The sequence below is a fragment of the Cohnella sp. genome (genome assembly GCF_041641335.1).
Taxonomy (GTDB): Bacteria; Bacillota; Bacilli; order Paenibacillales; family Paenibacillaceae; genus Cohnella.
Genome location: NZ_JBEPYQ010000061.1, coordinates 1 through 13,560, shown reverse-complemented (window position 1 = coordinate 13,560; position 13,560 = coordinate 1). Strand labels below are relative to the sequence as shown.

Annotated in this window: 8 protein-coding genes; all 8 read left to right on the top strand. The window is 58.2% G+C overall.

Going from position 1 to position 13,560, the window contains the following annotated elements:
* Window positions 1-43: 43 nt before the first annotated feature.
* The 8 genes from ACESLM_RS19190 (at window position 44) to ACESLM_RS19155 (ending at window position 12,833) form a co-directional block, all read left to right on the top strand.
* Window positions 44-1,585, top strand: a complete 1,542-nt coding sequence (locus ACESLM_RS19190; RefSeq protein ID WP_372633168.1) for an FAD-dependent oxidoreductase — start codon at window positions 44-46, stop codon at window positions 1,583-1,585.
* A 198-nt stretch (window positions 1,586-1,783) separates the two neighbouring features.
* A complete protein-coding gene (locus ACESLM_RS19185) occupies window positions 1,784-2,755 on the top strand; it encodes an aldose epimerase family protein (RefSeq protein WP_372633167.1) in 972 nt (323 codons plus the stop codon).
* Window positions 2,756-2,770: 15 nt separating this feature from the next.
* A complete protein-coding gene (locus ACESLM_RS19180) occupies window positions 2,771-4,573 on the top strand; it encodes a sensor histidine kinase (protein ID WP_372633166.1) in 1,803 nt (600 codons plus the stop codon).
* On the top strand, window positions 4,566-6,215 hold the full coding sequence (locus ACESLM_RS19175) for a response regulator (RefSeq protein ID WP_372633165.1): 1,650 nt from the start codon (window positions 4,566-4,568) through the stop codon (window positions 6,213-6,215). Before ACESLM_RS19180 ends, ACESLM_RS19175 begins: the two co-directional genes overlap by 8 nt.
* Before the next feature lie 108 nt (window positions 6,216-6,323).
* Window positions 6,324-7,667, top strand: coding sequence for an ABC transporter substrate-binding protein (locus tag ACESLM_RS19170; protein ID WP_372633164.1), 1,344 nt, complete (start codon window positions 6,324-6,326; stop codon window positions 7,665-7,667).
* A 257-nt stretch (window positions 7,668-7,924) separates the two neighbouring features.
* The gene (locus ACESLM_RS19165) at window positions 7,925-8,803 is read left to right on the top strand and encodes a carbohydrate ABC transporter permease (protein ID WP_372633163.1); all 879 of its coding nucleotides are present in this window, start codon (window positions 7,925-7,927) and stop codon (window positions 8,801-8,803) included.
* Entirely contained in the window at window positions 8,803-9,621 is an 819-nt protein-coding gene (locus ACESLM_RS19160; protein WP_372633162.1) for a carbohydrate ABC transporter permease, read from the top strand. Before ACESLM_RS19165 ends, ACESLM_RS19160 begins: the two co-directional genes overlap by 1 nt.
* Before the next feature lie 143 nt (window positions 9,622-9,764).
* Window positions 9,765-12,833, top strand: a complete 3,069-nt coding sequence (locus ACESLM_RS19155) for a discoidin domain-containing protein (RefSeq protein WP_372633161.1) — start codon at window positions 9,765-9,767, stop codon at window positions 12,831-12,833.
* Window positions 12,834-13,560: the final 727 nt, after the last annotated feature.

The window sequence follows — 13,560 nt, the reverse complement described above, 5'->3', positions numbered from 1 at the left end:
CATTTGTTCGGAATTTACTCGGATCAGCAAAGGAGCGCAATCGATGAACCAGCTTCCCCAATTTCCGCAATCGTACTGGACGTCGTCCGTCCGCCTGCCTGAATTTCCGCCGTTAAAGAACGATACGGAGGCCGATGTCGTCATCGTCGGCGCCGGAATTACAGGAATTACGGCCGCCTATTTGCTGTCCCGGGCGGGTAAGAAGACCGTTCTGCTCGAAGCAGGCCGCATTCTGAACGGGACGACCGGGCATACGACGGCGAAAATGACCGCCCAGCACGACTTGATCTACGATGAGTTGATCAGCCATTTCGGCGAGGACAAGGCGCGGCTATATTACGAGGCCAATCTCGACGCGATGAATTTCATGCGGGATACGATCGCGCGGGAGGGCATCGACTGCGACTTGGCGAACGAAGGCGCCTATATCTACACGGACTCCGATCTGAGGGTCGAAAATTTGGAGAACGAGCTGCGCGCCTACGAGAAGCTGGGCATTCCCGGAGAGCTGACGGATCGCATCGCGCTGCCTCTCGAGATCCGGGCGGCCTTATTGATGCCGGAGCAGGCAAGATTCCATCCGCTCTCTTATTTAATGGCATTAATAAAAAAGGCGAAGGAAGCGGGCGCTCGAATCTACGAGCAGACGACGGCGACAAAGGCGGAGGACGGAGATTCCCCGGTCGTGATCACGGAAGCGGGAGTCCGCATTCGCTGCGAACACGTCATCTGCGCCTCGCACTTCCCGTTTCCCGATTGGAAAGGATTTTATTTCGCCCGCATGCACGCGGAGCGCTCCTACGTGCTGGGAGTCAAAATCGAAGAGCGCTATGACGGCGGCATGTACTTGAACGCGGACGACCCGAAACGCTCGATCCGGATCGCGAGCGACGAAGGCCAGCCGCTCGTGCTGATCGGCGGCGAAGGCCACAAAGCCGGGCAAAGCTCTTGCACGATTCGTCATTACGATGAGCTGAAGGCGTTCGCCGATTCGCTGTACCGCGTGAAGGAGATCGCCTACCGCTGGTCGGCCCAGGATCTCGTCACGCTGGACAAGATGCCCTATATCGGGAAGATCACTTCCGGATCGGACCGCATCTTCATCGCGACGGGATATCGGAAGTGGGGGATGACGACCGGCACTGCCGCCGCCCGTCTGCTCGCCAATCTCGCGCTCGGCAATGAAGACCGGTACCGGGAGCTGTTTGATCCGTCCCGTCTGCATGCGGACCCGGACATCAAGAGCTTCGTTACGGACAATCTGGACGTGGCCAAGCAACTGATCGCCGGTAAAACCGATATCGTGTACCGCATGCCGGGCAGCCTCATTCCGGGCGAAGGCGCAACCGTGCGCGTCAACGGCAAGCGGGCGGGCGCTTATCGCGATCCGAAGGGGGAGCTGCATGTCGTGGATACGACCTGCACGCATATGGGCTGCGAGACGAACTGGAACGACGGGGATCTCACCTGGGATTGCCCATGCCACGGGTCCAGATTTTCGTATACGGGAGAAGTGATCGAAGGGCCGGCCAAGGAGCCTCTGGCGAAGCTGGAAGTCTCGGAATCGGAGGGCTCTCTTACTTGACGAATTTGGATTCGCCGCTCTGGATTCCGGTGTTCACGTCGGCTTTCTGACGTTGCAGCAGCAGCAACCAGGCAAGGTGAGTCAAGAAAACGAACATCAGCCCGCCAAAAAAATGGATTGTGTGCGGCAAGTCAAGGCGCTATAATTCAATATCAATCTTTTTGGCGTATCGTCAACGAGAGAAAGAGGAGGAGCGGCATGTACAGCTGGACGAAGACCGGCAGGGAAGGCTGGGAAGCATGGACGAGCGAAACGTCCGCATTGGCCGTCACGATTGTTCCCGCTCTCGGGTCCAAAATCGTCTCTCTGACGAACAAGGCGACCGGCCGGGAATGGCTGTGGAGCAGCGGCAAACCGCTTGGCAACCGCGGGTACGGCTCGCCGTTCGGAGAAGGCGACGGATCGGGCTGGGACGAGATGTTCCCCGGCATCAATGCCTGCGTGTATCCGGACGTGCCGTGGCAGGGGCTCGAGGTGCCGGATCACGGGGAAGTATGGTCGCTGCCCTGGCGGGCGGAGCAGATGGGAGACGAATCGCTCAAGTGCAGCGTGGAGGGGCGACGTTTTCCCTATGCGCTGGACAAGAGCGTCTCGTTCGCGAAGGATGACACGCTGCGTATCGACTATACGGTGACGAATCTGTCAGATTCTCCGTTCTCGTTCCTGTGGGCGGCGCATCCGCTGCTGAAAGTCGAGGAGGGCATGGTGCTGCGCGTGCCTAGCGGGTTAGAGACGATCGAGATGACGTATTCGGCCGGGGAACGGCTGGGCGGCTTCGGCGCGCGGCGTGCGTGGCCAATCGCGGAACCGGATGCTTCTTCTGACGCGCCGGAGGGAGAACGGGACGGCCCGATCGATCTGAGCAGGGTCGAACCGAATGCCGGCCGCTATGCGGAAAAATACTATTTTGCGGACAAGCTGACCGAAGGCTGGGCAGAGCTGCTCGACCCGGCTTCAGGCGAAGCCGTCACGTTCCGCTTCCCTGTCGACCGCGTGCCGTACTTGGCCGTCTGGGCGAACTACGGCGGCTACGACGGACACTACCATGTGGCGATAGAGCCCGCGACCGGAGCGATGGACGATCTCGCCTACGCGATGAACGAACGGCGCACGGCGGTCGTCGCTCCCCGCGGACAATACCGCTGGCATCTGGAAATCTCCGTTCGCTGAGAAGGGACCGCGGCGATGAAGATGATCAAATGGCTGTTCATTAACCGAAGCATCCGGACGAAGATCGTATGGAGCAGCATGCTGATCTCCTTGATCCCGATGCTCGTGCTGTCCTATCTATTCTACGAATCGAGCACGAAGTCGCTAGAGCGGACGATGTACCGAAGCACGAACCAGAACGTCCAGTACGTGGCCGGGTATCTGAACCAGTACTTCCGCGACTTGTCGTCGTCCGCGCTCCAGGTGTACGGGTTCGCGCGGGTCATGAACCTGATGGAGCACGGCCGCACCGCGAACGACGAAGATTATTTCGCCGTGACGGATTCGCTGAAAAACTACTATACGCTCGTCTCCAACAAAAACAGGGACGCCGTCATCAAGATTATGATTTTCGGCAAGGATAACCGGCTTCGGGATTACTGGTCGCGAGCGGCCAGCTATGACTCGATCCCGTTCGACGAGAGCATTCCCCATTACGGGGACATGCTCGATTTGCCGTTCCAGCAGTCGCTCTCCTTCACGTATACCGACGCGGTGCTGAATCAGGATTTCTTCGTGTTCTCCATTACGATCTACGATCCGTTCTACCGCAGCAAGGTCGGCTCGCTCGTGTTCTACATCCAGAAGAAGGAACTGGCCAAAGTGATCGAAGCGAACAACCAGGCACCGAATGTCGTCGTGCTCCGCAATTCGCGCGGCGAGACGTTCTACCATACGAACGACAGCTACGCCGACCTCGTTCCGACGTTCCCCGTTCCCGACGCGCAGCTGAATAACAAGCCGAAGCTCATCCAGTTCGTGCAGCGCAGCGATCTGCTCGTAGGCACTTCCTATCTGGACAACGGCAACCTGACGCTGACGATCGTCTATCCGAACGAAGAGCTGGCGCGGCACCGCGACAATACGCTGCTGATCACCATCGGCGCTTTCGTCTTCGCCATGTTCTGCATTTCGCTCCTGTCGCTGCTCGCGCAGCAGTACATTACGCGTCCGATCAAACAGCTCGGTCAAGCGATCAAGAGAGTTCGCCACGGGGACTTCCATGTCGCCCTAAACCAGCCAAACCGCTACCGCGACGATATTTCCGAGCTGACGCGCAATTTCAACTTCATGACGGAGAAGATTCGCGAACTGATCGAGCAGGGCTATCAGATGCAGCTAAGGAACAAGGAAGCGCAGCTGCTTGCGCTGCAGATGCAGATCAATCCGCATTTCTTGTACAATACGCTGCAGACGATCGGCGGCAAGGCGGTGCTGATCGGCGACTACGACATTCCCGAGATGTGCAGGTCCCTCGGAGAGCTGTTCCGCTACAGCTTCTACGAGGGCAATACGGAATCGACGCTCGGACAGGAGCTGGCGCATGTCGGCAATTATGTGTACATTCAGCAGTTCCGGTTCGAGGATTCGCTGCAGATCGAGTTCGACGTGCCGCAGAATCTGATGGACGCGCCGATCATCCGCTTCGTTATGCAGCCGATCATCGAGAATGCCGCCGTCCACGCCCTGCGCGGACCGGACGACCGCCAGCTGCTCATTCGCGTGCGGGCGGAAGCCATGAACGGGGAGATCGTGCTGTCGGTGCGCGACAACGGGCCGGGTATCCCCCCGGAGAAGCTGGCCGCCCTGCGCGGCGGCTTGGAAGCGAAGTCGATGGAAGTGTTCGCAGGGGTATCGATCGGACTGAAAAACGTGCATGAGCGCATTCGTCTCGCCTACGGCGACCCGTACGGGCTGACCGTCGACAGCAAGCCGGGCGAAGGCACGGAAATCCGCATCCGGATTCCATACAGAAAGCGGGGAGAGTCGCATGCTTAACGTTATGGTCGTCGACGACGAGCCTTGGGGACGCAAGTCCGTCAGCAAAATGATCGACGAGCTTGGGCTCGACGTCGAAGTCGTCGCGGAAGCCCGCAACGGGGCGGAAGCGCTGGCGCTCATTCCGATCCGCAAGCCGCACATCATCGTGACGGACATGAACATGCCGGTCATGAACGGCCGGGAATTTCTCGAGCAGCTGTATTACCGATACAACCACATTAAGGTGATCGTCATCAGCGGCCACTCGCAGTTCGAGTACATGAAGGCGGCCGTCGCGTACCAGGCGTGTGAATACGTGCTCAAGCCGGTATCGCTCGCGGATCTGAAGGGCGCGATGGTCAAGGCGATGGAGGCGAGCCGCAGCCATCTGAGCTTCGAGCAGCGGCAGCAGCTCACCAATGAGATGCACAGGGTGCGGATGGAGACGTTCCTGCAGAACGTGACGGGACGGCGCATCGCGAACGCGGCCGATATCGTCGCCCGCTCGGCGGAGCTGCTCGCCGATCCTCCGATCGGGCGTTACCGGCTCGCCGTCTGCCTGCTGCGCCGGTTCCGCGAGCTGGCGGAGACGAAGTTCCACGGCAATGCCGACCTGCTTATGTACAGCGTGGAAAATATGATGGACGAGGTGACGCGGGACGCTTCGCTGTACGTCTACAAATCGGACGACAGGACGCGGCTCTGCCTGCTGCTGCCTGAACCGGAAGCGGGCGGCGACGCGGTCCGCCGGCTGCTGCTGCCGTTCCACGAAGCGGTATGCCGCATGCTGGAGCTTCAAGCCATCGTCGGATTAAGCGCGCCGCGCGAACGGCTCGATCAGCTCCCGGAGGCATTCGAGGAAGCGTGCAGCCTGCTGGGCCGCCATACGCTGCAAGGAACGGAGTTCGCCGTTCAAACTTCGCAAGGGCCGGAAGGTGCGCCTGACTCCGACACCGTCTCGGCCTCGGGTTCCGCTTCCGCCGAAGTGCTCGGAGGCTTCGACGCCAAGCTGCTGCAGCAGGCGATCGCTGCTGGCCAAGCTCCCGCCGCCCGACGGCTGCTGGACGAGTTCGCTCGCAAGGCCGAAGCCGCGCGGACGCTGACGATCGGCGGGGCGCAGAAGGAGCTGCGCAAGCTGGCCGACGCCGCCGGAAGCGAGTGGCCGTCGATCGCGCCCGACCGGCCGCTGCTGTCCGATCCGCGCGGCATCGACAGCGTGACGAGCCTGAGCGCGCTGCTCGACTACGTCGCGCAGCTGTCGGCGGCCGTCGAGACGCATATTCGCGCCAAGGCGGCGCTCTCCGCCGATCATCCGATGCGCGACATCGCGGCCTACCTGGACGAGCACTATTTCGAGGACATCGGCCTGATCGATATCGCGACCCGGTATCATCTGGACCCGAGCTACTTAAGCAGGCAGTTCAAGGCGGCGACGGGCGAGAACTTCATCGAATACGTGACGCGCAAGCGGATGGAGAAGGCGTGCGAGCTGCTGTGCGGATCGGAGCGCAAGATCAACGACATCTCGGAGCTGGTTGGCTACGAGAATCAGAGGTATTTCAGCCAGGTGTTCAAGAAGTTTACGGGGCAGACGCCTTCGGAATACCGGGAATCGGGGGCCTCCGGGGGAGCGCCGCAAGACGCGACGTCAAAAAATTGAACATCGCCTCCCCAATTTATTTTATTCCTGCGGCCTCGGGCGATCGGTAATATGAGCATCAGGACGAGGACGCTCGATCCGGCATATTCAGGCAAAGGGGAAATCGATATGAACAAGAAGCTGAGCTTCGGACTAAGCTTCGCTCTGATGACGGCCCTGCTGTCCGCGTGCGGCGGCGGGAACGACGGCGGCTCCGCCTCCCAGACTCCGCCGGCTTCCGGCTCGAACAGTTCGGCGACCGAGTCGGCAAGCGCACCGGCTGCGGAACCGTCGGAACCGGTCACCCTCTCTTTCATGCACTTCAAGAGCGACGTGACCGACGGCATCGCCAAAATCATCGAACAATTCGAAGCGGAGAACCCGAACATTACCGTCGACGTGCAGCCGGTCAAGTACGACGACTACGGCACGCTGCTGAAGACGAAGCTGGCCAGCGGCGACATCGTCGACGTGTTCACGCTTAACGCAGGCAGCACGACGAAGCTGTATCACGACGGCGGCTATCTGGAGGATCTGACGGACCTGGAGTTCATGAAGAACTTCGATCCGGGCGTGCTCGCGGAGCAGGCGACCGACGGCAGAAACTACATTATGCCGCTGAACGCCGGACCGATCGCCGTTTTCTACAACAAGAAGATTTTCGCCGATCTCGGTCTCGACATTCCGACGACGTACGACGCGCTCATGGAGTCGGCTCAGAAGATCAAGGAAGCGGGCAAGACGCCGTTCGCGCTCGGCTGGAAGGACGGCTGGACGCTCGGCATGTGGCTGAGCCGCGACTTCCCGAGCAACACGGTGCTGATCGACGGGCAGACGGACTTCTTCGACAAACTGGAGACCGGTCAGGCGAAGTTCGCGGACAACCCTGCGGCCCACACGGTGATCTCGCACGCGCTCGACCTGTTCAAGTTCGGCAACAAAGACCAGCTCGGCGTCGATTACAACGGAGCGGTCGACCTGTTCGCCCGCGAGGAAGCGGCGATGATGTACATGGGGACATGGCCGCTCGGCGACATCCGGAAGAAAAACCCGGAGCTGTACGAGTCGGGCATGGGTTACTTCCCGTATCCGTTCAGCAACGATCCGAGCCTGAACAAGCTGGAGTTCAACCCGGACGCTTCGCTGGCGGTCAACAGCAATTCCGAGAACAAGGAAGCGGCGTTCAAGTTCCTTGCCTTCATGGCGAGCAAGGCCGGCGGAGACGCATGGGTCGAGAACACAAACACGCTGAGCTACGTCAAAGGCGCGTCGGCGGACATCGCTCCGGCGGTCACGGAGCTTCAACCGTATTTCGATAACGGCCATCTGTACAACTCGCAAGTGTTCATCACGACGACGATCGATTGGAACACGCAGTTCACCCAGTATGTGCAGAAAGTATTCTTCAACAAGGCGACGCCGGAAGACATCATCAAGGATCTCGACGATTGGGTAGCCAAAAACCACAAGTAATTCGAGGCTTGAAGACGCGAAGGGGCCGTCCCATATATCAGGCGACCGGATCATCGAAATAGAATAGGGGTATGTATCTTCTGTAGAGCGATGCGCCTGCCTCATACGGTCATGAAATTACCCTGTTACAGGTTTACCATTCCGATTTCATGATCGTATAAGTAGCGGAAGGAGATACATACCCCGTTCCCTCCTCGATGATCTTATGTGTTGCCTATGGGAATGGCCTCTTCCTGCCGGAGAGGGGAGAGGAACCGATGAAAAACTTAGGACGAACGATCCGGCGCGAGATGTGGTACATCCTGTTCCTGGTTCCGGGCGTGCTGCTGTTCGCATTCGCCGTCATCGCGCCATTCGTCGCGGGTGTGCGCTATTCGTTCACGAACTGGGACGGCGTATCCCGTAAGCTGACTTATATCGGCTTGGACAATTACGTAAATGCTTTCCAAGACGCCGACCTGTGGACGGTTCTTGGAAATACGTTCAAATACGCGATTATTCTTACGATTCTCGTCAATGTCGTCGCCATTTTATTGGCGCTCCTGCTGGACAGCTACTTGCCGATGCGCAATCTGTTCCGCACCGTCTTTTTCTTGCCCGGCGTCATCTCGGTCGTGCTCGCGGGTTTTATCTGGAGCTACAATTACAGCCAGGGCTTCCCCAAGCTGCTCTCTTCCTTCGGACTCGACGTGACCAGCCCGCTCGGCAATCCCGACCAGGCGTTGATCGGCCTGATTATCATCGCGGTCTGGCAGGGTGTCGGCACGCCCATGATCATCTATATTGCCGGCTTGCAGAACATTCCGGTCGAACTGACGGAGAGCGCGCGCATCGACGGAGCCGGACCTTTTCGCGTCTTCCGCAGCGTGACGCTGCCTCTGCTCGGACCGTCGGTGACGATCAACATGCTGCTCGTGCTGACGGGCTCGCTCAAGGTGTTCGATCTGGTGTACGTGACGACGAACGGGGGACCGGGCTTTGCGACCGAGGTCATCTCGACGTTCATCTACAAGAACGCGTTCTCTTCGTTTAAAGCCGGTTACGGAATGGCGCTGTCGATGATCTTCTTCGTCATTCTCGTCGTCGTGACCGTCGTGCAAGTGTCGATCTTCAGGAAGCGGGAGGTGGAGGTGTAATGAAAATCACGCGCGCTCTTGTGCTGGCCGTCGTATCGGTCGCCGCCGTCGTGTTCCTGTTTCCGCTGTATGTAGCTTTGTTAATGGCGTTAAAGACGGCCAAGCAGACGTTCGATTCGTTTTACGCGCTGCCCCCGAGCCTGAATCTGTCCAACTTCTCGCACGCCTGGGAGACGTCGGATTATCCGACCGCGTTCCTGAACAGCGTCATCGTGACCAGCCTTTCGGTGTCGATTATTCTCGTCGTGTCCGCTCTGAGCGGCTATGCGATCGCAAGGGGCAACAAGCCGATATACACCTTCTTCTTCATGCTCTTCCTGTCGGGCATGATGGTCCCGTTCCAGGTGACGATGCTGCCTCTGTACCAACTCGGCAAGACGTTCGACCTGCTGAACAACTACTGGGGCATCGTGGTCATCTACGGCGGCTTCGGCGTGCAGTCGGGCGTGCTGTTTTTCACCGGCTTCGTCCGCGGCGTCTCGCGGGAGATCGAGGAGGCGGCACGGATCGATGGCTGCTCCACGCCCGGCATTTTCATCCGGATCATCATGCCTTTGCTTAAGCCGGTAACGGCGACGGTGCTCGTGCTGAACGCGCTGTATATATGGAACGACTTCCTGCTGCCGCTTCTGTACTTGCAAGAGAAGGCGTACCGAACGATTCCTCTGCAGCAATACTTCTTCTTCGGACAGTACAGCAGCGATCTGAACCTGGCCTTCGCTTATGCAGTCATGGGGCTGATTCCGATCATCGTGTTCTTCCTGTTCATGCAGCGGTTCATCGTGAAAGGCATCGCCGCCGGAGCGGTAAAAGGCTGACGAGCCGTCCAGGGCGAACGGCAGCAAAAAAGCGGACATCATTTGCACAAAATATTGGATTTTTAAGAATAATTCCCTGTCGTAAAATGGGTGGCGAGAGCGGGAAAATCCTGTTCATCATCACCCTACGGGAGGGATTTTTAATGAGAAAATGGGGCATTAAAGCTTTAATGCTCTTCTCGCTGATGCTGACGGCGCTGCTGCCTTCGGGAGTGCGCCCGGCATTCGCGGCCGCGGTGTCGGTCTCGCAGATCGGCAATGTTGTAACCGCTTCCAACGGCGACATTACCGTCACTTACGATTTGTCGACGGGCAAGGGGACGTTCGCGGCGGGCGCCACGACTCTGATTCAGGATTTCTATTCCGATTATGCGCTTCACGGCAGCGCGACGCGGTACAAGTCGACCGACTCGGCCGTTCGCACGGCAAGCTGGGCGTCGATCGGAACGGACGGTTACGGCTCGAACGGGCAATTGCTGACGATTACGAACGCGCTCGCTTCCGGTCCGACCCTAACGCTGCGAATCGCCATGTATGAGGATCGGTCTTACGTCATCGCGGACATGACGGTCAGCAGCGCGTCGCCGCTTACGATCGACTTCCTGGAGCCGATCGCGGCGAACCATCTGGACATCGGCCCCGGCACGGACAAACGCATCTATACGACGCCGTATACGAACAATTATGATTTCGGCGTCGCTCCCGTCCACGATTTCGGCTATAGCCAGAACGGGGACGACAGGCCTTACGGGCAGCCCGAGTCGTGGTCGCCTTTTAGCGGCAGAAGCTACTGGGTGGCAGCCATGTTCGACGATGCGAGCAAGAAGGGCGTTGTCGCCGGGGCGGCTACGACCCAGAAGTGGAAGAGCATGCAGCATCTCGCTCAGGCCAGCTCGGCCAACGGGCCGCTCACCGGATTCTCGATCTACAACGCCGGCGGGAAAATGAGCGGAACGTCGGTGTCGAGCGACAAGTTTTTCCTCGGTTATTTCTCCGATTATCGCGACGGTCTGGAGACGTTCGGAGAGGCGTACGCGGTCGGAGAGCCGAAGCTGGAGTGGAACGACGATGTCCCGATCGGCTTCAACACGTGGTATGCCTATTACACGTACGGCACGGCGGACGCGATGCTGCCGCTCACGGATTATTTCTACGACCATCTGAAATCTCTCGGCTACAACTACATGAACTTGGACTGCTGCTATAAGGGCGTCCCGGGCAAGACACCTCTGGAGAACATGGAGGACTTCGCGGATTACGTCCACGGCAAGGGGATGAAGGCCGGTACGTATTCGGCTCCGTTCGCGATTTTCGACGAGCTGACGGACACCGTGCCGGGAACGTCGTACACGTTCGGCGACATCGCGCTCAAAGACGGCAACGGCGATCCGATCCGGTCGTACATCGACACGTATATCGTCGACGCCACGCATCCCGGAGGCCAGGCTTATGTAGAATGGATCATGCAGACACAACACGTCGAGCCGGGATTCGATTACGTCAAGCTGGATTTCATCGATCTGGGCATGTATGAGGGAAGCTTCTACGATTCGACGAAGAACGGCATGCAAGCTTACCGGATCGGCATGGAGATTATGCGGGATACGCTGCTGGCCGCGCCCCAGGAAATCTACATCAACGAATCGATTGCTCCGCTTCTGCCTTCCGGATACGCCCACGGGCGCAGAACAGGGGTAGACACGACGATCGGGCTGGAGTCGTATCCGGGCATCGAGCGTCAGGCGCTGAACACGGCGGCGTCCTGGTGGACCAACGGCACGTTGTACGCCTATAACGATCCCGACATGCTGTTCCCGGAAAACGTCATCGACGGCTTCAACAAAATGACGCTGAACGAGGGCACGCTGCTGGCGACCGCGATCATCATGGGAGGAGGCCATCTGCTCATCGGCGATAACGTTCCGTTCATTTCCGAAGATCGCATGAAGACGCTGCTTAACTCCGACTTGCTCGATCTGGTCAAAGCCGGGAAAGCGGCGCGTCCGGTCTCGATGACGAATTTCTACCACAAGCTGGAGCATTCGCCGGCCGTCATCTATCAGACCGCGGACAATGGAGACCGCTACGTCGGTCTGTCCAACTGGGACATGAACAATCCGCTGCCGCTCACGGTCAGCTTTGGCGATCTCGGGCTGAACCCGAGCGCGACGTACACGCTGACGGAACTGTACAGCCGCACGAACCTGGGCACGCACTCGGGCAGCTACGCGAAAACGTTGAAGCCGGGCGAGTCGATCATCGTCCGTATCTCGACGCAGAGCAGCGCTTGGCCGTCTCCGGCCGTTAATCTGGCCTCAGGCAAAACAGCCAGCGCCTCGTCCACCTGGTCCGCGCAAGCGGGATACGAAGCGTCCAAAGTGACGGACGGCAGCCAGGCCACGAGATGGAGCGCCGAGAACGCGACGACGGGCAACCAATGGATTGAGATCGACTTAGGAACGACCGAAAGCGTCAACCGCGTCGTCGTGTACGAGTACGCGTATGGCAGCCAGAACTTCCAGATCGACACCTATACGCTGCAATACTGGAACGGATCGAGCTACGTCGACTTGACGAAAGGCTTCACGATCGGCGACCGCAGAATATTCGATTTTCCGACCGTGAGCGCCTCCAAAGTCCGGCTGTACGTCGACAAAGCGAGATTCATTCCTTCGATTAACGAGATCGAGGTCTACAAGGTCTCCGGCAACACCGGATATGTGATCGATCAGGATGTCAGCGGAGTTTCCTATTCCGTCTATCCGGACATTCGCGCCGGCATCCAGCGGCTGCAGACGTTTACGATAACGCAATCGAGCTTGCCGAAGCTGGATCTCTATCTGTACGAGAGCTATGTGAACAAAATTCCGGAGGATAATCTGTACCTCGATATCGTGCTGCTGGACGGCAGCGACAATCCGGTGCAGAAGCTGTTCAGCGCTTCGCTGCATCCTTACAACATTCCGGGATCGGCGACGCCGTACTCGATCTACCCGCGGCTGACCGGACTGGATACGACGAAGAAGTACGGAATCGTGCTGCGTTCCCCGCAGACGATCGACGACGCCTCGACGAACAACAAGTACGGGTTCGCCTACAGCGACAGCAATCCGTACGCGGGAGGGTTCGAGCGGCTGTCGACGGACGGCGGCGTCACTTGGTCGACGGAGAGCGGCGGCAATCGGGATCTGATCTTTACGATCTATAAGTAACGGACGTGCAATCTGGTTTGGAGAAGAGGCTGTCCCATAAGTACAAAGAGGCGTACTGAACGATGATCGATGGATGAGCGTTGTACGGGGCAGTCCCACAAAAGGTCAGTGGGCAACAATTGGTATTATCGATGAACAAGAACGGGGTATATATCTCCCTTCGCTACAATGTACCCCAGAAAGTGACGAGAAGCTTCGCAGCTTATTCCGATTACTTTCCGGGGACCCCGAAGCGCCGCCATGAACTCAGGAATCGATTAACCCGTGACAGGGTAGTTTCATGACCGTATGAGGCAGGCGCTTCGCTCTTCGGGAGATCTACACTCCTATTCTATCTCGATAATACTTGTAGCCGGACTTATGGGACAGCTCCTTTTCGCTTCATCGATCATCTTGTACACCCTCACTTATGGACAGCCTCTTTGCTTTTGGCCGCAAGGGGAGGGAGGGCGGCGGCCAATGTTGTCATGTGAAGGTCCAAATTTGTCGCCCCCGGTCCTGGCGAATAGGTTGAGCTTTGAGACGGGACCGAGAATGTGGGGCTAAGGCCAAAAAAGTGCCTCCACGCTACCCAAGCTGAGAGGCTAAGGCCAAAAAAGTCACTACTCATGCATCAAACCTAACATGAAAAATTACTCGCCATAATTACCTATATTAGGAATATTATGATTGCTTTTTCGTAGTCAAACACATAAAAGCTCCTTTATTGTAGAAATGACGCGTTATC